Genomic DNA, 21,563 nt, shown 5'->3' with positions numbered 1-21,563 from the left:
GGGGGTCAGTCCCTCCTCATGCGAGCCACGGCGACGGCGCTGCTGCCGAGCACGAGGAGCAGCCCGCCACCGATCGCTGCCGGGATGACCGAGCCGCCACCACCTCCGCTCCCGGTGTCCCGGGGAGCCGCGGTGGCGTCGTCATCGCTGGAGCTCGGTGCGGCCGACGTGGACGAGGTGGATGAGCTCGACGTGGTCGTGCTCGACGTCGTGCCGTCCTGCGTGGAGCTGTCCTTCGTCGCGTCGTCCCGGGTGGTCTCGTCCTGCCGCGTGGTGGCCTCGTCCCGGGTGCTCTCCTCACCCTGCTGCTGCGTGACCGACGGCGCCGACGAGGCGCTGGGCGACGCGGTGGGGGAGTCCCGCTGCGTGCCCGTGGGGGCGCCGCTCGAGGGCGGTGCCCCGGCCGGGGACCCGGCGGCCGAGGAGGGGGATCCGCCGCCGGTCGATCCGGTGGGGGCGGCGCTGCTGCGAGGCGCGGAGGTCGAGGGAGCGTCGGTGGAGCTCGGCGTCGGCCTCGCGGAGGATGTGGGCGGGGGAGTCGTGGCGGGCTGGGGCCTGGTCGTCGTGGCGGGAGCGGCCGTCGGTGGGGCGACGCTCGGTGCTGCTCCGGAGCCGAGGCGGAACCCGACGACGGTCCCCGGCTTCGGGTCGAAGGCGTAGACGCCGGTGCTGGCGTAGCTCCAGGAGCCGCCCGCCGCGGCGTGGTGGAAGGCCCAGTACCGACTGCTCGGGGGCATCCGGACGCAGGAGGTGGTGGGGGCACCGTTGATCGTGCACACCGCGCCGGGCTGGGTCTGCACCTGCTCGACCGAGAAGCCGGCGGCGGTGAGTGCGGCGCCGGCACTCCCGGGGTCGCCGGAGGCGCAGCGCACGTCGGCGGACGCTCCGCCCTGCACGACCACGGTCACCCCGCTGCTCCCGGTGCACGCGGCAGCCTGCGCCGGGGAGGCAGCGGCGAGCCCTCCCCCCGCGAGGAGGGCGGCCATGCCGAGACGGGCGAGCACATGGGGCATCAGCGACGCTGCCCCGCGACCCGGGCCGCGATGACCACGGCAGCGGCCAGGCCGCCGGCGCCGAGGGCGAGCAGCCCCAAGGGGGCGCCGGAGGTCTCATCGTCGGTCTGCACGACGGCCGGGATCTCCGGCGTGCTCGCGCCGTCGGAGCCGGCCGAGGTGCCGGAGTCGCCGGTTGCGCCGGTACCGGCACCAGGTGCACCGGCACCGTCGCCGGCACCGGTGACGTCGTCGCCCGTGCCGTCGCTCGCGCCGTCGCCCGTGCCGTCGCTCGGCCCCGGGGCGTCGCAGTCGGTGGCCGGAGCCGCCGCGGACTGGCCGGCGGCGGAGACCGTGGCGTAGGACTCCTCGGTCAGCCCGAGCATCGCCTGGGCAGTCGCGCGCGTGATGGTGCCGTCCGGGCCGGCCTGCTCGCCCTGCGCCGTCGCCGCGTCGAAGTCGTCCTGGTTGTAGGCGACGCCTCCGGCGAGGGCCGGCGTCTCGCAGTCGAAGGTCAGTGCCTCGAGGTAGCCGAGGGCATCGGCGCGGGCCGCATCGCGTCCGGCGAGGCGGAAGGCGACGGCGGCGAGGCCGGTGCTGTTGGCGTTGGCGCCCTCCGTGGTCGCGCCGCCACCGACGCCGCCGTCGGCGTCCTGACGGCTCTCGAGGTAGCCGGCCGCCTCCTGGACGGCGTCGCCCTTCCCGCCGACGGCGTCGAGGGCCTGGACGGCCGTGGCGGTGGCGTCCGGGTCGGAGATGCATCCCGTGGTGAACTCGAGAGCGAAGCCGCCGTCCGGGCACTGCTGGTCGAGCAGGACGTCGACCGAGGCGGTCGAGGGGGTCTCGCCCGCTCGCTTGAGACCGATGAGGCCGAAGGACTGGCCGAGGGCGTTGGAGTAGTCGCCGAACTCGGACTGATCGGCGAACCGACCGCCGTCCTGCTCGAGCGAGCGCAGCTGGGCGACGAGGTCGACCCCGTTGACGTCCGTCGGGTCGAGGCCGCGTGCGCTGGCGAAGGTGAGCATCTTGGCCGTGGCGGCAGAGTAGAGCTCGTCACCGGAGCCGTAGTAGGTGCTCGCGTTCGCCAGGAGGTAGTCGGTGGCGGTGGCCGAGGCGTCGCCGCCGGAGCCGACCGCGCTCATGCCGAGGACGGCGTCGATCGTCAGGCCGAGGTCGTCGAAGGTCTGGCCCCCGGACTCGGTGGTCAGACGCCCGTCGCCGGCCGCGAGCTGCGCGGCGAGGTAGGCGACGGAGTCGTCCGGGGAGGCGGCCGAGGCGGCCGGCGCCGCAGCGATGCCCACGACGCCGAGGGTGGCCGTGAGGGCCAGGGTGGGGAGGGAGCGCACGGGAGCGACCTTTCGGGCTGGGACCGGGGCCGTTGACCCGGGCGCTCTGTGCGTCGGGCTCGACCCGTTGTCCTCGACGGGTGGTGACGGAGCCTCGCGTCGCCCCAGGTGCTCCGGCTCGCCGGTGACGGCTCACGGTTGCGGGACAGCGCCGGACTCGCACCGGCTTCCCCTCGGGCACGCGACTGCCTGGCGGCAGTGCTGGGACCATGCTACTCGCGTCGCCGGGGTGGCGTGAGCCCCCGTCGTCCTGCCCCTACACTGGAGCACAGGCGTTCGAGCCGTCATCAGCGGCGAGCCTTCCGGAAGAACGGGTGCACCGCACCTCACTAGACCCGGACGGGTGGTCACGTCACGACCGATCGACCAAGAGCGGTCTCCTCCCTTCGTCCGAAGGGGGTGGACAAGCGGGGTGGTACCGCGGTGCGTGTGCGCAAGGCCACGACATCGTCCTCGTGGCACGGACGAGTTGACCACGCCGAGTACCCCCGGAGCCGCCGCGATGACCTACCCCAAGGTCTCCACCACCGACGCGACCACCGTCGCCGCTTCCCCCAGCTTCCCCGAGGTCGAGAAGCACGTCCTGGACTACTGGGACGCCGACGGCACCTTCCAGGCGTCCATCGACGCCCGTGACACCGGCGAGGACGGGGCCAACGAGTTCGTCTTCTACGACGGGCCCCCCTTCGCCAACGGTCTGCCGCACTACGGTCACCTGCTCACCGGCTACGTCAAGGACGTCGTCCCGCGGTACCAGACGATGCGCGGACACAAGGTCGAGCGGCGCTTCGGCTGGGACACCCACGGGCTGCCGGCCGAGCTCGAGGCGATGCGCCAGCTCGGGCTGAAGACCACGGACGAGATCCGCGAGCTGGGCATCGAGAAGTTCAACGAGGCCTGTCGCGAGTCGGTGCTGAAGTACACCGGCGAGTGGCGCGACTACGTCACCCGCCAGGCCCGGTGGGTCGACTTCGACAACGACTACCGCACGCTCAACCCCGGCTTCATGGAGTCGGTCATCTGGGCCTTCAAGTCGATGTACGACAAGGGCCTGGTCTACGAGGGCTTCCGCGTGCTGCCCTACTGCTGGCAGGACGAGACGCCGCTGTCCAACCACGAGCTGCGGATGGACGACGAGGTCTACCAGCAGCGCCAGGACCCCTCGGTCACGGTCGGCCTGACGATGGACACCACCGGCGAGGACCCCGTGCTCGACGGAGCGCGCCTGCTCGTGTGGACGACGACCCCCTGGACCCTGCCGAGCCACCTCGCCGTGATGGTCGGCTCGCAGATCGACTACGTCGTCGTCGAGGCGCCCGTCCCCGGCGTCGAAGGGGAGTCCGCTCGCTACGTCCTGGCCGAGGCCCGGCTGGGCCACTACGCGCGTGAGCTCGGCGAGGAGCCGACGATCGTGGGCCGCTACACCGGCGCCCAGCTCGTCGGCCGGACGTACACCCCACCGATGTCGTACTACGCCGGCCACGAGGGCGCCTTCCGCGTCGTCACCGCCGACGACGCCGTGACCACCACGGACGGATCGGGCCTGGTCCACACGGCCGGTGCCTTCGGAGAGGTCGACAAGGAGGTCACCGACCGGGAGGGCATCGAGGCCGTCATGCCGGTCGGCAAGGACGGCGCCTTCACCGCGCCCGTCACCGACTACGCGGGCCTGCTCGTCTTCGACGCCAACGGCCCGATCATCGACGCGCTCAAGGCGACCACCCGCGGCGAGCAGACCGACTCGGTCAGCCCCGGCACGATCCTGCTGCGCCGCGAGTCCTATGAGCACTCCTACCCGCACTGCTGGCGCTGCCGGCAACCGTTGATCTACAAGGGCGTGGAGTCCTGGTTCGTCGAGGTCACGGCGATCAAGGACAGGATGCTCGCGAACAACGAGCAGATCACCTGGGTTCCCGAGCACGTCAAGCACGGCCAGTTCGGCAAGTGGCTCGAGAACGCGCGCGACTGGTCGATCACCCGCAACCGCTTCTGGGGCAGCCCGGTGCCGGTGTGGAAGTCCGACGACCCGCAGTACCCCCGCCTCGACGTCTACGGCTCCTTCGAGGAGATCGAGCGCGACTTCGGACGCCTTCCGCTCGGCGCCGACGGCGAGCCGGACCTGCACCGGCCCTTCGTCGACGACCTCACCCGCCCCAACCCCGACGACCCGAGCGGCCGGAGCACGATGCGCCGCGTCGAGGACGTGCTCGACGTGTGGTTCGACTCGGGCTCGATGAGCTACGCCCAGGTGCACTACCCCTTCGAGAACGCGGAGTGGTTCGAGCACCACTTCCCGGGCGACTTCATCGTCGAGTACATCGGGCAGACGCGCGGCTGGTTCTACACCCTGCACGTGCTCGCCACGGCGCTCTTCGACCGGCCGGCCTTCTCCTCGGTCATCAGCCACGGCATCGTCCTGGGCAATGACGGGCAGAAGATGTCGAAGTCGCTGCGCAACTACCCGGACGTCAGCGAGGTCTTCGACCGCGACGGCGCCGATGCGATGCGCTGGTTCCTCATGTCCAGCCCGATCCTGCGCGGGGGCAACCTCGTCGTCACGGAGCAGGGCATCCGCGAGGGGGTGCGCCAGGTCCTCATCCCGCTGTGGAACTCGTGGTCCTTCTTCTCGTTGTACGCCAATGCGCTGGGGGAGGGGTACGAGGCGACATGGTCGACCGACTCCACCGACCCGCTGGACCGCTACCTGCTGGCCAAGCTGCGTGAGTTCGTCGAGGACGCGACCGGGCGCATGGACACCTACGACATCGCCGGCGCCTGCGACACGACGCGCAGCTTCACCGACGTCCTGACGAACTGGTACATCCGGCGCAGCCGCGAGCGGTTCTGGGCCACCGGCGACGACGACGCCGCGACGGCGGATGCCCAGCGGGCCTGCGACACCCTCTACACGGCCCTGGAGGTGCTCTGCCGGGTGGCGGCCCCCCTTCTCCCGTTGACGACCGAGGAGGTCTGGCGCGGGCTGACGGGGGGGCGGTCGGTGCACCTGGCCGATTGGCCCGACGCCGACCTGCTGCCCGCCGACCACGACCTCGTCGTGGCGATGGACACCGCCCGGGCCGTCTGCTCGAGCGCCAGCGGGCTGCGCAAGGCGAACAAGCTGCGCAACCGCCTGCCGTTGCAGGATCTCACCGTCGTGGTGCCCGACGCGGCCGCCCTGGCCGACTTCGGCGCGATCATCGCCGACGAGGTCAACGTGCGTCAGGTGAGCCTGCTCGACATCGGCGACCCCGCGGCGCTGGAGTTCGGCGTGAGCCGAAAGCTCATCGTCAATGCCCGCGCGGCCGGTCCGCGCCTGGGCAAGGAGGTCCAGAGCGCGATCAAGGGCTCGAAGTCCGGCGACTGGTCGGTGGCCGAGGACGGCACCGTCACCTCCGGCGGCATCGCGTTGGTCGAGGGGGAGTACACCCTCGAGACGGTCGCGGCCGATGACGAAGGGAGCCAGCGCGCCACGGCGATGCTGCCCGCCTCCATCGGTGGCTTCATCGTCCTCGACACCCAGGTCACCGACGAGCTCGCCTCGGAGGGCCTGGCCCGCGACGTCGTCCGCGCCGTCCAGGACGCCCGCAAGCAGGCGGGTCTGGAGGTCTCCGACCGGATCAGCCTGACGATCACCGGCAGTCAGAAGGTGTGGGAGGCCACGGCCACCCACCAGAACCTCATCGTCGAGGAGACCCTCGCCGGGCAGTTCGGCTCCGCGCCGCAGCTCGAGGCGCTGCCGCTGGGCAACGGGGTGGTCGAAGCCGACCTCTCCGGCAGCGAGCTGGTGCGCGTCAAGGTCACCCGTCTCTGAGGAACGATGATCAACGGAGTCCTGTGGATCCTCGGCTGCCAACTGGTCGGCGAGGTGATCGTCGGTTCCCTCGGGCTGTCGGTCCCCGGCCCGGTCGTGGGGATGGTGCTACTCTTCGCGACCCTGTGCGTGCGTCGCCCGGGCCCGGGGTCGGGGACCCTGCGGGTGGCCGACGGGTTGCTGGGGCACCTCCAGCTGCTCTTCGTGCCGGTCTCCGTCGGGATCATGGTGCACGCCGGGGCGATCCGGCAGCAGTGGCTGCCCGCCACCGGTGGGCTCGTGCTCTCCTGGGCCGCCGGCCTGGTGACCGTCGCGGTCGTCGCCTCGCTGCTGCTGCGTGACCGCGCCTCGGGAGGGAGGGCATGAGCGCCGCACTCGATCAGCTGCGGGACTCCCCGCTGACGTGGATCTTCGTGACCCTGCTCGCCTACCGGGCCGGGCTGTGGGTGAAGACCCGCACCGGCGGGCACCCGCTCGCGCAACCGGTCGTCCTGGCGGCCGGGCTCCTCGTGGCGCTCCTGCTCGTCCTCGGTGTCGACTACGAGACCTACATGGGCGGCGGCGCGCTGATCCACCTGGTCCTGGGTCCGGCGACCGTGGCCCTCGCCGTACCCCTGTACCGCCAGGCCCACCATCTGCGCGAGATGCTCCTTCCGCTGCTCGTCGCGATTCCCGTGGGGGCGCTCGTCTCGGTCGGCTCCGCGGCGCTCACCGTGCGCGCCCTCGGAGGCAGTCAGGCCCTGGAGCGCACGATGGCGCCCAAGGCCGCGACGACGCCGGTGGCGATCGCCGTCACCGACCAGGTGGGTGGCATCCCGGCGCTCGTCGCGGTCTTCACGATCGTGGCCGGCATGCTCGGCGCCGTCTTCGGACCCGCTCTGCTCGACCGGTTGCGTGTCCGCGACCCCAGGATCCGCGGACTGGCGGTGGGCGCGTCCTCCCACGGGATCGGCACCTCCCGCTCGCTGCACGATGATGCCGTCGAGGGAGCCTTTGCCGGTCTGGCGATGGGGCTGACCGCATTGGTGACCAGCGTGCTCGTGCCCGTCGTCCTCGTGCTGGTGTGACGTGGTGGCTCCAGACGGCGTGCTGCCGACACCGCTCGATGAGGGCCCGTTCTTCCACGGCACCATCGCCACGCTGGGCGTGGGCGACCTCCTGACGGCAGGTCGCCCATCGAACTACCGTCCCGAGATCGTGATGAACCACATCTACTTCACCGCTCTCGTCGATGGTGCCGGTCTCGCCGCGGAGCTGGCTGCCGAGCTCGTCGGGGGTCACGCGACGCCGCGGGTGTACGCGGTCGAGCCGACCGGGGTGTTCGAGAACGACCCGAACGTGACCGACAAGAAGTTCCCCGGCAACCCCACTCGGTCGTACCGCAGCAGCGCCCCACTCCGGATCCTCAGCGAGGTCCCGGAGTGGACCCGACTGACACCGGAGCAGCTGCAGACGTGGCGCGAGCGCCTCTCGGCGCTCCTCACGAGCGGTCGTGGGGAGATCATCAACTGACGCCACGCCACCACCGGGACACCGGTGCACGGATCCTCGGTGGTTCTCACCGGCGGGGTCCGGAGCATGACAACATCGGCTGGGTGGAGGACGTGCTGGCCGTGCTCGAGGAGCGGCGAAGGCCCTTGGTGGGGTTGTGCTACCGCATGCTGGGTTCGTCGGCGGACGCGGAGGACGCGGTCCAGGAGACCATGATCCGGGTCACGCAACACGCTGATCGCTACGACTCCGCGCGCGGACCGGTGGATCCGTGGATCTTCCGCATCGCGACCAACGTGTGCATCGACATGCTGCGCAGCCGAGGTCGCCGAGCGGTGGCGATGGATCTCGGGCCCGCCGCCGAGGCCGGCGCACCGCTGGGTGCACCCCTTCCTGCGGACCGCTGGATCGAACCCATGCCGGACACCCGGGTGATCGCGGCCACTGATCCGGCAGCGGTCGTGGTCGAACGCGAGACGCTGCGCCTGGCCTTCGTCGCGGCGTTGCAGCACCTTCCGCCCACGCAGCGTGCTGTGCTCATCCTCCGCGATGTCCTGCAGTATCCGGCCCGTGAGACCGCCGACATCCTCGACACCTCCACGGCGGGGGTCAACAGCGCGTTGCAACGGGCGCGAGCGACGTTGGCCCGGTGCGACCCGGCGCCGACGGACGCTCTCGACGAGGGCGACGAGCGGCAGCGTGCCCTGCTCGACCGGTATGTGCAGGCCTTCGAGCGGCACGATGTCGACGAGCTGAGGGCCGTGCTGCGCGAGGACGCCCACACCTCGATGCCGCCGTTCGCGTGGTGGGTCCGAGGCCGCGACGTCTTGGCGGGCCTGATGACCAGCGGGGCCTGCGATGGTGCCCGGCTCGTCGCGACCGCAGTCAACGGTTCCCCGGGCTTCGGGCAGTACCGGCCGGATCCTCACGGGGTGCTCCGCCCGTTCGGCATCGTGGTGGTCGAGCTCCGCGAGGGGGCCGTGAGTCACGTGGTGACCTTCCTGGGCACCACCGACCGCTTCGCCGAGTTCGACCTCCCCACCACCCTTCCGGCGCTCGGGGACGGGGCCACCGATGAGTTCGGCGCACCACTGACGTAGGAGACGGTGACAGGGGCCCGATCCAAGGAGTGTGCTGATGACCACCATGAACACCGACACCGTGTGGGCCGCGACCCGCGCCGAGCGACGCCGCCTCGTCGCCACGCTGGAAGGGATCACGCCCGCTGACTGGGACGCCGCGTCCCTGTGCGCCGGCTGGCGGGTGCGGGAGGTCGTCGCCCACCTGAGCCTGCCCTACCGCTACTCCGGGTGGGCTGTGGCCCGCGGGCTCCTGGGAGCCCGCGGGAGCTTCGCCCGCTTCGCGGACCGAGCGGCGAGATCCGACGCCGCGGTGCTCAGCGACGCGCAGCTGCTGCAGGCACTGGCGAGCAACGTCGAGCATCCATGGCGTCCACCGGGCGGCGGGCCCGTCGGCGCGTTGTCCCATGACGTGATCCACGGCCTGGACATCACCGAGCCCCTGGCTCTCGAGGGCCCACCCGTGGCCACCATCCGCCACGTCCTGGACGGTGCGGGCCCGCGCAACCTGAAGTTCTTCGGTGTGGACCTGCACGGCCACAGGCTCCAGGCCACGGACACCGACTGGCAGCTCGGCGAGGGGGATCCCGTGCGCCTGACCGCCAAGGAGATCCTGCTGGTCATCACCGCCCGTACACCCCTGCCCGGTCGGTGACTACGCAGCCTGGAGGCGTCATGAGCACGGTCGACCTGACGGATGTCAGCCTGGGGGTCGAGCGCTTCGGCGACCCGGCGCAACCCCTGGTCCTGCTCGTGGGCGGACCAACCCTGCTCTCGTGGCCCACCTCGCTGTGTGCGGCACTCGCGCGCGGCGGGTGTCACGTCGTGCGCTATGACCTGCGCGACTGCGGGGAGTCGAGCACCGTGGATCCCGAGGCGCCCGACTACACCCTGCGCGACCTGGCTGCAGACGCCGCGTCACTCGCCGTGGAGCTCGACTCCGAGCCGGCGCACGTGGCCGGCATCGGTGTCGGCGGCATGGTCGCCCAGGTCGCCGCGCTCGACCACCCGCACGCGTTCAGGGCGCTCACCCTCGTGGGGACCCGGCCCGTTGCCCCTGGCCCCGTCGACGACGACCTGCCCGACCACGACGGGCCGACCATGGGCCGGCTCTTCGCGCTCTCGCCGCCGGACTGGAGCGACCGTGCGGCGGTGGGGGAGTTCGCCGCCGCCGGCGCCGGCGTCCTCGGTGATGACCCTGCCGTCGCCCGGGCGACGGCCGAACGCATCTGGGACCGCACGCCGAGCACGGAGCCCGCGGTCCAGATGGCCAACCAGATGGGCACGGTCTTCACCCAGCTCGACTGCGCCCCGCGCTGGCGAGAGCGGCTGTCTGACCTGACGATCCCCACGCTCGTCGTGCACGGCAGACGCGACCCGTTCTTCCCGATCGGCAACGGTGAGGCGTGCGCGCGAGAGATCCCCGGGGCCCGGCTGCTGGCGCTCGACGACGCCGCGACCACGATCCCCGAGACGGCGGTGGATCAGGTCGCGGCGGCGATGCGGGCGATGTCGTCGACGGACGGGGTCGGTGTCAGCTCTTCGTCAGATCCTCGGCGAACATCACGATGATGCCGCTGGGGCCCCGGACGTAGGTGAGCTTGTAGACGTCCTGGTAGGTCGCCACACCGCGCAGCGGGTGGCAGCCGTGCGTCGCGGCGATCTTCAGGGCCTCATCGATGTCGTCGACCGAGAAGGCGACCCGGTGCATGCCGATCTCGTGGGGCAGGGTGGGGTTGGTCTCGATCGCCTCCGGGTGGATGTACTCGAGGAGCTCGAGGCGGCCGTTGCCGTCCGGCGTCTGGAGCATGGCGATGGTGGCGTGGTTGCCGTCGAGGCCGACCGCGGTCTCGGTCCACTCTCCGCGGACCGTGTCACGGCCGAGGACGACCATCCCGAGGTCGGTGAAGAAGGCGATCGCCTCCTCGAGGTCGCGGACGGCGATGCCGATGTTTTCAAGCGTGATGGGCATGCGGTCCACGCTAGCGGGTCGGGGCGATCGGCGACCGTGGCTGTCGCTGGTCTCGACAGGTCAGCGATGCGCCCTAGCGTGGGGTCATGGCCACGACCCTGCTGCACGCCGACGGACTGCTCGACCTCGCTCCCGAGCGGGAAGGGGGTCGACCCGGCGTGAAGAAGGCCCTCGTCGGGCACGGGGTCCGCGTGGTGATGTTTCGCTTCACCGCCGGGCAGGTGCTCGCCGAGCACACGGCGGCCTTCCCGATCCTCGTGCAGTGCCTGAGCGGGAGCGTCGAGTTCGTCGTGGGGCAGGAGTCGCTCGTGCTCGGCCCGGGGGCGGTCGCCAACCTCGACACCCACGTGCCGCACGAGGTCCGCGCCGTGAGCGACGCGGTCTTCCAGCTCCTCATGCTCGACCCGGCGGCCGCCCCGGCCTGAGCCCCCTTCGCCGAGCCGGACTCAGCCCGTGGGCTCCATCGGTGTGCCGGTCTCCAGGACGGTCTTGAGGCCGGAGAGGACCCAGGGCCAGCCGCCGCCGCCCATCGCGGAGGGGTCGGGGTTGCCCGCCACCTGGGCAGCGGTCTGCGGGCGACCGGTGAGGTCGTGGGTCAGGGTGAGGCGGGTGGCGCCCTCCCCGGTGGGCTCGATGTCCCAGGTCAGCGTGCCGGGGCTCTCGTCCTCGATCCAGACGGGCGCCCAGGTCTGGACGAGCCGACGCGGGGGGTTCGACTCGAGGACCTCCCCGGTGACGACGATCTCGGGCAGTCCCATGGACAGCATCTCCGCGCTCGCCCGGTGTGCGTACGCGCCACCTGGCCGCAGGTCGTAGGAGACGTCACCCGTGTAGCCGTAGAGCCGGCTGAACTCGGGGGTGGTGATCGCCTCCCAGACCTTCTCCGGGGTGGCGTTGATGAAGATGCGGTGGATCTGGGTCGTTTGCTCTGCGCGTGACTCACTCATGACTCGTCCTCCAGTGCTCTCTTGAGATCGAGCAGCGCGGACGTCCGTGCTGCCGTGTACTTGCCGATCCAGCGGTCGTGGATCGCCCGGATGGGGACGGCGTTGAGGAAGTGCTGCTTGCTCCGCCCCTGCTTGCGGGAGACGACGAGGTTGGCTTCTTCGAGCAGCCGCAGGTGCTTGGCCACCCCGAACCTCGTCATCTCGGCGTGCTCGCGCACGACCTCCTCGAGCTCGGACTGGCTGCGTCCGTCCCGCTCGAAGAGCGCGTCCAGGAGCACCCGGCGGGTCGGGTCCGCCAAGGCCTTGAACACGAGGTCGTCATCGGTCACCCGTCAAAGATAGGTGACCGTTTGGTCACCTATCAACGAAGGGCGGGAATCCGATCCGCGAGGGCTACTCCGGGACCGTGACCCGTCCTGCGGGGGCACGGACGTGGGGCACGACCATCGGGGTCCCCGACTGGGGGTCGTCGACGACGTCGGCGCCGAGGGCGAAGACCTCCCTGACGAGCTCACCCGTGAGCACCGACGCCGGCGGTCCGTCACCGTGCACCCGGCCCCCGCGCATGACCACGAGGCGCGAGGCGAAGCGGGCCGCCTGGTTGAGGTCGTGGAGCACGGCGACGATGGTGCGACCCTCCGCGTTGAGGTCGGCGAAGAGCTCGAGCAGCTCGTACTGGTGGGCGATGTCGAGGAAGGTCGTCGGCTCGTCGAGGAGGATCACCTCGGTGTCCTGCGCGAGGACCATGGCCACCCAGGCCCGCTGGCGCTGACCGCCGGAGAGACTCGAGACCGGGGTGTCCGAGAGCTCGACGAGATGGGTGCGCTCCAGAGCCGCGGCCACCGCGTGCTCGTCGGCCGCCGACCACTGCCGCAGCAGGGTGTGGTGCGGATGGCGTCCCCGGGCGACGATCTCGGCGACCGTGATGCCCTCCGGGGCGGAGGCACTCTGCGGCAGCAGGGAGACGCGGCGGGCGACGCTGCGCCCTCGCAGCCGGCGCACGTCCTGCCCGTCGAGCTCGACTCGCCCGCCGGAGGGGCGGTTGACGCGGGCGAAGGTCTTCAGCAGCGTCGACTTGCCGCACCCGTTCGGTCCGACGATGACCATGAAATCGCCCTGCGCGATGTCCAGGCTGAGCGAAGGGATGACCGGCTCGCCGCCGTAGCCGACGGTGATCTCGCGGGCCGACAGCAGCACCGGTCCGTCGTGGGGATGGGTCTCGGGACTCACGATTTCCTCCATTCACCGATGAGCAGGCCACCGAGGTAGACCCCGCCGATCGCCAGGGTCAGGATGCCCACGGGCAGCCCGTCGAAGAGCGGGACCTGCTCGGTGGCCAGGTCCGCGAGGGAGAGCAGGAGCGCACCGGTCACCGCGGACAACGCGAGCAGGGGGCGAGCGCTGCGAGCGAGTCGGCGGGTGATGTGCGGGGCGGTCAGCGCGATGAAGGCGATGGGACCGGCCACCGCGACGGCCCCACCGGCGAGCAGCACGGACAGCAGGACGGCCCATCGGCGGGTGCTCCCCGCGTGCACGCCGAGTGAGGCGGCGACCTCGTCGCCCATCTCCGTCAGGCCGAGGGGGCCGGAGACCAGGGCGAGCGGGAGCGCGGCCAGCGCGAGGACGATCCAGATGGTCGCCGCGTGGTCCCAGCCACGGGCCTCGGTGCTGCCGTTGATGTAGGCGGCGAGCACGCTCGCCTTGTCGCGGGCGACGACGTAGACGACGTACTGGGTGAAGGCATAGGCCATCGCGGAGACCCCGATGCCCGCGAGGATCATCCGCATCGGGTCGGCCAGCCCGGTGCCCGTGCTCACGGCGACCAGGCCGATGGCCAGGGCCGCCCCCGCGACGGAACCGAGGACGATCGACGTCGTGCCCGGCATGACGAGACCGACGAAGGCGGCACCTGCCCCGGCGCCGGCACTGACACCGATGACGTCGGGGCTGCCGAGGGGGTTGCGGGTCACCGACTGGAAGAGCGCCCCGGAGGCACCGAGCGCGGCGCCGGCACCGAGGGCGACGACCAGACGGGGTCCGCGCAGGTGTGCGAGGACGAAGCCCGCCTTGCCACCCGCCTCTCCCGCGATGACGCCGGTGACCGCCGAGGGCAGCTCGAGGACCGGGATGCCGAGGCTGCCGAGCGACAGGGTCGCGAGGACGGTGCCGAGCACGAGGGTGAGCAGGACGACGCCCAGGAGCGCCACCCTTCGTCGCACGGGGAGCTCCACGTGCCGACCCAGGCGCAGGACCGGCTCCGTCGTCGTCCACGCGGTGCTCACGCGGCCCGCTTCCCGAGGCGGCGGACCGCGATGAGCAGCACCGGCGCGCCGACGAAGGCGGTGACCACCCCGACCATGAGCTCCTGGGGGCGCAGGACGACCCGGCCGATGATGTCCGCGCCGAGCAGGACGATCGGCCCGACGAGCAGGCAGGTGAGCAGCTGGCGGCGCATGTCGAGACCGACGAGCCCGCGCACGATGTGCGGGACGGCGAGGCCGACGAAGGCGATCGGTCCGACCGCCGCGGTGGCGGCGGCGCACAGCAGGGTGGCGGCCCCGAGTGCGCCGGAGCGCACGAGGGCCGTGTTGACTCCGAGGCCGGTCGCCGCCTCGGTGCCGAGGGCGACGGCATCGAGACCGCCCGCGGTGAGGGCCGCGAGGAGGAGACCCACGAGGAGGAAGGGGAGGACGGCCCGGAGCTGGTCGAGGCCACCGTCCCCGAGGGAGCCGACGACCCAGAAGCGGTAGTTGTCGAAGTGCGTCGGCATGCCCAACGCGATGGCCTGGACGTAGGCCGTGAGGACCGCGGCCACGACGGCTCCGGCGAGGACGAGCCGGACCATGCTCGCTCCGGCGCCCCCCGCGGTGCCGACGGTGTGCACGGCGACGGCGGCGAGCCCTCCGCCGAGGAGGGCGACCCAGGCCGAGGCGGTCGTCCCGGTGGCCACCCCGAAGAAGGCGGTCGCGGTGACCATGGACGCGGCGGCACCGGCATTGATCCCGAGGAGTCCCGGGTCGGCCAGGGGGTTGTTGGTCACGCCCTGCATGAGCGCGCCCGAGAGCGCGAGTGCCGCCCCGACGCCGACGGCGAGGAGGGTGCGCTCGATCCGGGCGTCGAGGACCGTCGCGAGGTAGGGGTCGGGCTCGCTGGTCAGGGCGGCGATGACCTCGTCGAGGGAGGTGACCTTCGACCCGAGGGCGAGCGAGGCGAGGCAGATGAGCAGGAGCACGACGACGCACCCCACGAGGACGCCGACCGTCCGTGGGGTGCCATGGCGTGCGGGGCGCGGGGCGCCGGGGGTCGTCCCGGCGCCCCGCGTCGCGGTGCTGCTGGTGGTCACCAGTCGTGGATCACTTCGCTGCCTCGGCGACGGCCTCATCGATCATCGGACCGTACCGCTCGAGCGTGTAGGGGACGGTGAGGGGGTTGATCATCGAGGAGGCGGTGACGAAGGCGTTGTCGGTGCTGGCGACGACAGCGCCCTTCTTGATGGCCGGGATCTGGGCGTAGAGCTCGTTGCCCATGGCCTGCTCCTTCGCCTTGGGGTCGCTGTAGAAGGTGAAGATCAGGTCGCTGTCGTTGAGCTTGTCGGCATTCTCGTAGCCGATGACGGCGGAGTCGGTCCCCTCGGTCTCCTTCATCGTCGTCACGGCCGGGTCGATGGTCAGACCGAGCTTGCGCACGATCGCCGCGCGCTGCTCGTCGGGCAGGAAGACGCCGAGGGTGTCGGGGGTCGTGTAGACGTAGGAGAAGGTGTGCTCGGCCCACTCCGGGTGCTTCTTCGCCTCGGTCGCGAGCTGCTCCTCGAGATCCGTGATCAGGCCCGTGGCCTCCTTCTCCTCACCGAGAGCCGTGCCGATGATCTCGATCTGCTGGTCCCAGTCCACGCTCCAGGCCTTGTCGGGGTAGCCGACCGTCGGGGCGATCGCGCTCAGGGAGTCGAACTGCTCCTGGGTCAGGCCGGACCACGGAGCGAGGATGACGTCGGGTTCGAGCTCGACGATCTGCTCCATGTCGAGCTTCTCGCCGGCGCCGACGAAGGTCGGCAGCGTCTCGCCCTCCTCCTTCACCGCCTCGTGGATCCAGGGCAGGTAGCCGGTCTCGTCAGCGGCCCACTCGTACTCCTCCATCCCGACGGGGGTGGTGCCCAGGGCGATGGCGGTCTCGGTGGACCCCTGCCCGAGGGTGACGACCTTCTCGGGCTTCTCCTCGATCGTGGCCTCGCCGAGGGAGCTGTCGATGGTCACGGGGAAGGCCGCGTCGCCGGAGCCCTCGTCGGCGGAGTTCGCGTCGGAGGAGCTGCCGCAGGCGCTCAGGGCCAGGGCCGCGGTCATCAGGGTGGCTGCACCGGTGGTGCGCAGGCCAATCGTGGACATCGTCGTTCCTTCGGGATCGGGTGCACGGCAGAGGGAGCGATCGCCCCCAAAAGTAAGGCAAGCCGTACCTTACCTTGAGCTCGCCGCGGGGGTGCGTCGGGTCAGTCGCGGCCGTCGTCGCGGTGGGCCCGGTTGCCGTCCCGGTCGAAAATCATGATGACCTCGGCGGGTCCCCCCGTGGCGGCGAAGGAGTGAGGGGTCATGGTCTCGAACTCGGCCGCCTCGCCGGCCTCCACGACGACGACCCGCTCGCCGAGCGAGAGCTCTACCCGTCCTTCGAGGACGAAGAACCAGTCGCGCCCGGGGTGTACCCGTTGTTCCGGTGCGGTGGCGCTCGGCTCGAGGCGCACCTTCATCGCCGTCGTCGCGCCGGTGGCCTTGGTCAGCATCCACGTGGTGCGGTCGTCCTCGCGGCTGGGCGTCGGGCGGATGACGACGTCCTCGTCGACGTCCTCGGCGAGCAGCGTCTCGACATCCGTGCGCAGGGCGCGAGCCAGGGGGAGGAGGACGTCGAGGCTGATCGTCCGCTTGCCCGTCTCGATGCGGCTGATCGTCGACGCGCTCAGGTGCGAGTGCTCTGCCAGGTCGTCGAGGGAGAGCGACTGTGCCTTCCGGAGGCCGCGCAGTCGGGTGCGGACGGTCTGCTCGATCTCGCTCATGGGCGCTCCCGGAGGCTGATGTTTGCGAATACTGCAAGAGGCTATGCACTATACGCGAGATCGGTCTACGGTGGCGGCATGAGCGCAGCGCACCACCACTCCCGCCCCCCGTCGTCGGTCATCGAGAGGCACGCCGACGTGGCCGTCGTCGGAGGATCCGCTGCCGGCCTCGCCGCGACCCTGCAGCTGTCCCGCCAGCGCCGATCGGTCATCGTCATCGACTCGGGTGAGCCCCGCAATGCCCCGGCTGGCGCGATGCACAGCTACCTCGGGCACGAAGGGCGCTCGCCGGCCGACTTCCTGCGGGTCGCCCGCGAGGAGGTGCGCTCGTACGGCGCCGAGGTGCTCACCGGTCGGGCCATCGGCGTGACGCGCGAGGAGGGCGGTGGTCTTCGCGTCGAGCTCGCCGGGGGGCACATCGTGCACGCCCGCCGACTCGTCGCTGCGACGGGCCTGAGCGACGAGCTCCCCGCCATCCCCGGGCTGGCCGATCACTGGGGAGGTGCGGTGATCCACTGCCCCTTCTGCCACGGGTACGAGGCACGCGACCAGCGCATCGTCGCGCTCGTGACCTCTCCTGAGGGTCTGCACCCGATCCCCCTGCTGCGCCAGCTCACGCGCCACCTCACGGTGCTCGTCCACGAGGGCGTGGCCGCCGACGCGCCGCAGTTGCAGACTCTCCGGGACGCCGGCATCCCGGTCATCGTGGCGCGGATCGAGGCCGTCGTCAGCACCGGGGCCGGGGCGCTGCGGGGTATCCGCCTCGAGGACGGCACCGACCTCGAGGCCGACACGATCCTCGTCGGCACCCGCCTGGACGCCCGGGTTGCCCCCTTCGCCGGCCTGGGCCTGACCGTCCGGGACCACCCGAGCGGCGCCGCCACCGTCGTCGAGGCCGACCCGATGACGGGGGCCACCGGCGTGCCGGGGGTCTATGCCGCCGGCACGATCGCGGAGCCGATGCTGCAGGTCCTGCCCACGGCCGCCGCGGGCAGTCGGGTGGGCAGCATGATCAGCTTCGATCTGGCCCAGGAGGACCTGGGCGCGGCGGCCCGACCCAGCGCCCACGCCGCGGACTGGGACGGGAGATACAGGCACGACCTGCAGTGGAGCGGCAACCCCAACGGCTCACTCGTCGCCGAGGTCGCCGGAATGACCCCGGGCTCCGTCCTCGACGTGGGGGCCGGCGAAGGGGGCGATGCCATCTGGTTGGCTGAGCAGGGGTGGCAGGTGACGGCCAGCGACATCTCGGCCCTGGCCCTGGAGCGGATCGGGGCGGCCGCGCGGGACCGCGGCCTCGCGGTCGGCCTGCTGCAGGCCGACGCCAATGCCGCGGACCCCTTCCGCGGTGTCCGGCACGACCTCGTCACCGCGGCGTACGCGTCCGTGCCCCGGACCCCCGACGGGCGTGGTGTGACCAACGTGCTCGACGCGGTGGCGCCCGGCGGCCGGCTCGTGGTCATCAACCACGACCCGCAGGACATGAGCGCGGCACCGGCGCAGGCCGATCCCGAGCAGACCCGACCCTTCGACCACGAGGCCTTCGTCCGGACCGACGAGCTCGTGGCCGCGATCGCGCAGCGTCCCGACTGGGTCGTCGAGGTGCGTGAGCGCCGGCAGCGCCCGGCGGGAGCCGTCTCCACCCACCACGTGCACGACGTCGTCCTGCGAGCGCGACGGGTTGCCTGACGGCGGGGGAGCGGGCGGGCAGCGCCGTCTGCCTGCTCTGCGACAATCGCCCTCATGAGTCCCGCCCCCGATGCCACACAGCGCCAGGCCGCCGAAGCGCTCGAGCTGCGCAAGCGGATGCGCCACGTCGAGGACGCCATCCTCGCCCGCGCCCCCGAGCACGATCTCGAGCCCAGCCTCGACCGCATCCGCGCGGTCATGGACCTGCTCGGCGAGCCACAGCGCACCTTCCCGGTCATCCACATCACCGGCACCAACGGCAAGACCTCCACCGCGCGGATCATCGAGTCGATCCTGCGGGAGGCAGGGCTGAAGACCGGTCGCTTCACCTCTCCGCACCTGCAGGACATCCGGGAGCGGATCACCATCGGCGGTGAGCTGATCACCCGGGAGGCCTTCCTCGACGCGTGGGCGGACATCGCGGCCTTCGTCGACGCCGTCGACACCCGCTCGGTCTCCGAGGACGGGCCGCGGATGACCTACTTCGAGGTGCTCGTCGCCCTGGCCTATGCGGCCTTCGCCGACGCGCCCGTGGACGTCGCGATCGTCGAGGTCGGCATGGGTGGGTCCTGGGATGCCACCAACGTCGTCGAGGCCGATGTCGCCGTCGTCACGCCGATCGGCATCGACCACCAGCACTTCCTCGGGGACTCGCTCCTCGACATCGCGGGGGAGAAGGCCGGGATCATCCACCCCGGCACCATCGCCGTCTCCGCCCCCCAGGACCCGGAGGTCGCCGACCTCCTCGCCGAGCGGGCCGAGGAGGTCGGTGCCCGGCTGGCCGTCGAGGGGGTCGACTTCGGTGTCCTCGAGCGCGACGTGGCGATCGGGGGGCAGATGGTGTCGCTGCGCGGGCTCGCCGGTGACCACCCCGACCTGCTGCTCAACCTCCACGGTCAGCACCAGGCGAGCAATGCCGCCCTCGCCGTCGCCGCCGTCGAGGCCTTCCTCGGCGGGGGAGAGCAGCCGCTGGCCGAGGAGGTCCTCTCCGCGGGCCTGGCCGGTGCGACGTCACCGGGCCGACTGGAGATCGTCCGCCGCAGCCCCACCGTCATCGTCGATGCCGCGCACAACCCCCAGGGCGCCGCTGTCCTTGCCGAGGCGCTCAAGGACTCCTTCACCTTCACCCACCTCGTCGGGGTCCTCTCGGTCTTCTCCGACAAGGACGTCGTCGGCATCCTCGAGGCGCTCGAGCCGGCTCTCGACGAGGTGGTCGTCACCCGCAGCACCTCCCCGCGGGCGATGCGCCCGGCCCGGCTCGGGGAGATCGCCGGCGAGGTCTTCGGCGACCACCGGGTCACCGTCGTCGACGAGCTGCCCGACGCCCTGGACCGGGCGGCCGAGCTGGCGGACGAAGGGGGAGTCTCCGGCGGCGTCGTGGTCACCGGCTCGATCGTCACCGTCGCCGAGGTGCGCCTGCTGCTCGGGCTGACGGATGTCGAGAAGCCGGTACCGCCGCCCGTGGAGGTGCCGATCGACCTCGACGACGAGGAATAGGCGCGGGGCGCTTACCCTGTCCTGCGTGACTTCTGACCACCAGCCGCGCCCGCAGGGCAAGTTCATGTGGCGCATGCTCGCCACCGTCCTCGGCGGTCAGGGGCTGGTCATCTTCTTCGGTGCCCTCACGGGGCGGGGGCTCGACCCGGACCAGGAGCCCGTCGTCGCCGGCCTGACCCCCTTCGTGCTCATGTGCCTCCTCGCGGTCCTCGCGGTCGTCGCCGCCGGCCTCGTCCGCCGGCCCTTCGGCCCGGCGCTGGGCTGGGTGGTGCAGGCGCTGGCGATCCTCTCCGGGGTCTGGGTGACGATGATGTTCGTCGTCGGGATCGTCTTCGCGATCCTCTACGGCTACTGCCAGCGCGTGGGGCGGCGCGTCGACCGCGAGCAGGCCGCGCGGGCCCTCGAGCAGGACGGCAGCTGATGGACTACGTCACCGCCATCGTCCTCGGCCTCGTCCAGGGGCTGACCGAGTTCCTCCCGATCTCCTCCAGCGCGCACGTCTCGATCGTCGGTCGCGCCATCGGCGAGGACGACCCGGGGGCGGCGTTCACCGCGATCACCCAGCTGGGCACCGAGGCCGCCGTCCTCATCTACTTCTGGCGCGACATCGTCACGATCATCCGCAAATGGTGCCTCTCCCTCGCCGGCAGGGTCGAGCGCAAGGACCCGGACGTGCGGATGGGGTGGTTCGTCATCATCGGGTCGATCCCGATCGCCGTGCTCGGCCTGATCTTCCAGGACCGGATCGAGACCTCGTTGCGCAGCCTGTGGCTCACGGCGACGATGCTCCTCGTCTTCGCCCTCGTCATCATGGCCGCCGAGCGCGCGGGCCGGCAGCAGCGGGAGCTGACCGATCTCACCTGGCGCAGCGGTGTCTCCTTCGGGCTGTGGCAGGCGCTCGCGCTCATCCCCGGCGTCTCCCGCAGCGGCGGCACCATCGCCGGTGGCCTCTTCATGGGCTTCACGCGTGCGGCGGCGGCGAGGTACTCCTTCCTCCTGGCGATCCCGGCCGTCCTCGCCTCCGGCGGACTCCAGGTCGTCAAGGTCGTCGGCGGGCAGGCGGAGGGGTCCGGCACCGCGTGGGGGCCGATCTGGGTGGCCACCGGGATCGCCTTCGTCGTCGGCTATGCGGTCATCGCGTGGTTCATGAAGTACATCACCACCCACACCTTCACCCCCTTCATGATCTACCGGATCCTCCTCGCACTCGTCCTGTTCGCCCTGCTGGGTACGGGCACCATCGCGGCGTGACTACGCTGGGGCCCGTGACCGAGACTGTGCAGACCGAACGTTCCCTCGTCCTGATCAAGCCCGACGGCTTCCGCCGCGGACTCACCGGTGAGGTGATCCGGCGGATCGAGGCGAAGGGGTACACCCTCGCCGCGCTCGCGGTCGTCACCCCGACCCGGGAGCAGCTGGCGGCGCACTACGCCGAGCACGAGGGCAAGCCCTTCTACGAGCCGCTCCTGACGTTCATGTCCTCCGGACCGGCTGCGGCCGTCGTCATCGAGGGCCAGGAGTGCATCGCGGGATTCCGCTCGCTCGCCGGCGCGACCAAGCCGACCGAGGCGGCTCCGGGCACGATCCGGGGGGACCTCGGGCGCAAGTGGGCCGGCACGGTCGACGAGAACATCGTGCACGGCTCCGACTCCCCGGAGTCGGCCGCGCGCGAGATCGGCATCTGGTTCCCCGGCCTCTGAC

The 21,563-nt window shown here is 71.6% G+C and carries 23 protein-coding genes and 1 riboswitch; of the genes, 13 read left to right on the top strand and 10 right to left on the bottom strand.

Features of this window, described 5'->3' with window-relative positions; genetic code table 11:
• Positions 1-5: 5 nt before the first annotated feature.
• On the bottom strand, positions 6-1,013 hold the full coding sequence (locus tag ACR9E9_RS13405; protein ID WP_435199260.1) for a hypothetical protein: 1,008 nt from the start codon (positions 1,011-1,013) through the stop codon (positions 6-8).
• Entirely contained in the window at positions 1,013-2,338 is a 1,326-nt protein-coding gene (locus ACR9E9_RS13400; protein WP_435199258.1) for a hypothetical protein, read from the bottom strand. The genes ACR9E9_RS13405 and ACR9E9_RS13400 overlap by 1 nt, the downstream gene beginning before the upstream one ends.
• A gap of 107 nt (positions 2,339-2,445) precedes the next feature.
• Positions 2,446-2,510: riboswitch (cobalamin riboswitch) on the bottom strand.
• Positions 2,511-2,840: 330 nt separating this feature from the next.
• On the opposite strand from ACR9E9_RS13400, the gene ileS reads away from it, so the two are divergent.
• The 7 genes from ileS to ACR9E9_RS13365 all read left to right on the top strand — a co-directional run bounded on the left by ileS (position 2,841) and on the right by ACR9E9_RS13365 (position 10,291).
• Positions 2,841-6,149 carry an isoleucine--tRNA ligase gene (ileS, locus tag ACR9E9_RS13395; protein WP_435199256.1) on the top strand — a complete coding sequence of 1,103 codons (3,309 nt, stop codon included), beginning with the start codon at positions 2,841-2,843 and terminating at the stop codon, positions 6,147-6,149.
• A 6-nt stretch (positions 6,150-6,155) separates the two neighbouring features.
• Positions 6,156-6,515: a CidA/LrgA family protein gene (locus ACR9E9_RS13390; protein WP_435199255.1), complete on the top strand. Its 360-nt coding sequence runs from the start codon at positions 6,156-6,158 to the stop codon at positions 6,513-6,515.
• The gene (locus ACR9E9_RS13385) at positions 6,512-7,216 is read left to right on the top strand and encodes an LrgB family protein (protein ID WP_435199253.1); all 705 of its coding nucleotides are present in this window, start codon (positions 6,512-6,514) and stop codon (positions 7,214-7,216) included. The genes ACR9E9_RS13390 and ACR9E9_RS13385 overlap by 4 nt, the downstream gene beginning before the upstream one ends.
• A gap of 22 nt (positions 7,217-7,238) precedes the next feature.
• Positions 7,239-7,661, top strand: coding sequence for an NAD(+)--rifampin ADP-ribosyltransferase (gene arr, locus ACR9E9_RS13380; protein ID WP_435203661.1), 423 nt, complete (start codon positions 7,239-7,241; stop codon positions 7,659-7,661).
• A gap of 83 nt (positions 7,662-7,744) precedes the next feature.
• Complete coding sequence (locus tag ACR9E9_RS13375; RefSeq protein ID WP_435199251.1) at positions 7,745-8,740, top strand: RNA polymerase subunit sigma-70; 996 nt, start codon at positions 7,745-7,747, stop codon at positions 8,738-8,740.
• Between the two features lie 37 nt (positions 8,741-8,777).
• The gene (locus tag ACR9E9_RS13370; RefSeq protein WP_435199249.1) at positions 8,778-9,374 is read left to right on the top strand and encodes a maleylpyruvate isomerase family mycothiol-dependent enzyme; all 597 of its coding nucleotides are present in this window, start codon (positions 8,778-8,780) and stop codon (positions 9,372-9,374) included.
• A 20-nt stretch (positions 9,375-9,394) separates the two neighbouring features.
• Positions 9,395-10,291: an alpha/beta fold hydrolase gene (locus ACR9E9_RS13365; RefSeq protein WP_435199247.1), complete on the top strand. Its 897-nt coding sequence runs from the start codon at positions 9,395-9,397 to the stop codon at positions 10,289-10,291.
• On the opposite strand, the gene ACR9E9_RS13360 is transcribed toward ACR9E9_RS13365, so the two are convergent.
• A complete protein-coding gene (locus ACR9E9_RS13360) occupies positions 10,254-10,691 on the bottom strand; it encodes a VOC family protein (protein WP_435199245.1) in 438 nt (145 codons plus the stop codon). The two genes, ACR9E9_RS13365 and ACR9E9_RS13360, sit on opposite strands and share 38 nt — an antisense overlap.
• Positions 10,692-10,777: 86 nt before the next feature.
• Here ACR9E9_RS13360 and ACR9E9_RS13355 point away from each other — a divergent pair, with 86 nt between their 5' ends.
• Entirely contained in the window at positions 10,778-11,116 is a 339-nt protein-coding gene (locus tag ACR9E9_RS13355; RefSeq protein ID WP_435199243.1) for a cupin domain-containing protein, read from the top strand.
• A gap of 21 nt (positions 11,117-11,137) precedes the next feature.
• Here the strand turns inward: ACR9E9_RS13355 and ACR9E9_RS13350 are convergent, their stop codons facing one another.
• From ACR9E9_RS13350 to ACR9E9_RS13320, 7 genes are all read right to left on the bottom strand, one after another.
• Positions 11,138-11,638 carry an SRPBCC domain-containing protein gene (locus ACR9E9_RS13350; protein WP_435199241.1) on the bottom strand — a complete coding sequence of 167 codons (501 nt, stop codon included), beginning with the start codon at positions 11,636-11,638 and terminating at the stop codon, positions 11,138-11,140.
• On the bottom strand, positions 11,635-11,967 hold the full coding sequence (locus ACR9E9_RS13345; RefSeq protein WP_435199239.1) for an ArsR/SmtB family transcription factor: 333 nt from the start codon (positions 11,965-11,967) through the stop codon (positions 11,635-11,637). The genes ACR9E9_RS13350 and ACR9E9_RS13345 overlap by 4 nt, the downstream gene beginning before the upstream one ends.
• 64 nt (positions 11,968-12,031) lie before the next feature.
• Positions 12,032-12,868 (bottom strand): ABC transporter ATP-binding protein, encoded by an 837-nt coding sequence (locus ACR9E9_RS13340; RefSeq protein ID WP_435199237.1) that lies wholly within the window; start codon positions 12,866-12,868, stop codon positions 12,032-12,034.
• Positions 12,865-13,920 carry a FecCD family ABC transporter permease gene (locus ACR9E9_RS13335; protein WP_435199235.1) on the bottom strand — a complete coding sequence of 352 codons (1,056 nt, stop codon included), beginning with the start codon at positions 13,918-13,920 and terminating at the stop codon, positions 12,865-12,867. Before ACR9E9_RS13335 ends, ACR9E9_RS13340 begins: the two co-directional genes overlap by 4 nt.
• Positions 13,917-14,981, bottom strand: a complete 1,065-nt coding sequence (locus tag ACR9E9_RS13330; RefSeq protein WP_435199233.1) for a FecCD family ABC transporter permease — start codon at positions 14,979-14,981, stop codon at positions 13,917-13,919. The genes ACR9E9_RS13335 and ACR9E9_RS13330 overlap by 4 nt, the downstream gene beginning before the upstream one ends.
• Positions 14,982-14,991: 10 nt before the next feature.
• Positions 14,992-16,017 carry an iron-siderophore ABC transporter substrate-binding protein gene (locus ACR9E9_RS13325; protein ID WP_435199231.1) on the bottom strand — a complete coding sequence of 342 codons (1,026 nt, stop codon included), beginning with the start codon at positions 16,015-16,017 and terminating at the stop codon, positions 14,992-14,994.
• Between the two features lie 101 nt (positions 16,018-16,118).
• Entirely contained in the window at positions 16,119-16,676 is a 558-nt protein-coding gene (locus ACR9E9_RS13320; protein WP_435199229.1) for a helix-turn-helix domain-containing protein, read from the bottom strand.
• A gap of 78 nt (positions 16,677-16,754) precedes the next feature.
• On the opposite strand from ACR9E9_RS13320, the gene ACR9E9_RS13315 reads away from it, so the two are divergent.
• Genes ACR9E9_RS13315 through ndk form a run of 5 tightly spaced genes read left to right on the top strand, consistent with a single transcriptional unit; the run spans position 16,755 to position 21,562 of the window.
• Entirely contained in the window at positions 16,755-18,365 is a 1,611-nt protein-coding gene (locus ACR9E9_RS13315; RefSeq protein ID WP_435199227.1) for an FAD-dependent oxidoreductase, read from the top strand.
• Positions 18,366-18,419: 54 nt separating this feature from the next.
• Positions 18,420-19,862, top strand: a complete 1,443-nt coding sequence (locus ACR9E9_RS13310; RefSeq protein WP_435199225.1) for a bifunctional folylpolyglutamate synthase/dihydrofolate synthase — start codon at positions 18,420-18,422, stop codon at positions 19,860-19,862.
• A gap of 25 nt (positions 19,863-19,887) precedes the next feature.
• Complete coding sequence (locus ACR9E9_RS13305) at positions 19,888-20,283, top strand: DUF4233 domain-containing protein (protein ID WP_435199223.1); 396 nt, start codon at positions 19,888-19,890, stop codon at positions 20,281-20,283.
• A complete protein-coding gene (locus tag ACR9E9_RS13300; protein ID WP_435199221.1) occupies positions 20,283-21,113 on the top strand; it encodes an undecaprenyl-diphosphate phosphatase in 831 nt (276 codons plus the stop codon). Before ACR9E9_RS13305 ends, ACR9E9_RS13300 begins: the two co-directional genes overlap by 1 nt.
• Before the next feature lie 26 nt (positions 21,114-21,139).
• Positions 21,140-21,562 carry a nucleoside-diphosphate kinase gene (gene ndk, locus ACR9E9_RS13295; protein WP_435203659.1) on the top strand — a complete coding sequence of 141 codons (423 nt, stop codon included), beginning with the start codon at positions 21,140-21,142 and terminating at the stop codon, positions 21,560-21,562.
• Position 21,563 lies beyond the last annotated feature (1 nt).

The sequence above is a fragment of the Janibacter sp. GS2 genome (assembly GCF_051200835.1).
Lineage (GTDB): Bacteria > Actinomycetota > Actinomycetes > Actinomycetales > Dermatophilaceae > Janibacter.
The sequence above is the reverse complement of the archived record's forward strand: the minus strand, read 5'-3'. Positions and strand labels throughout refer to the sequence as shown.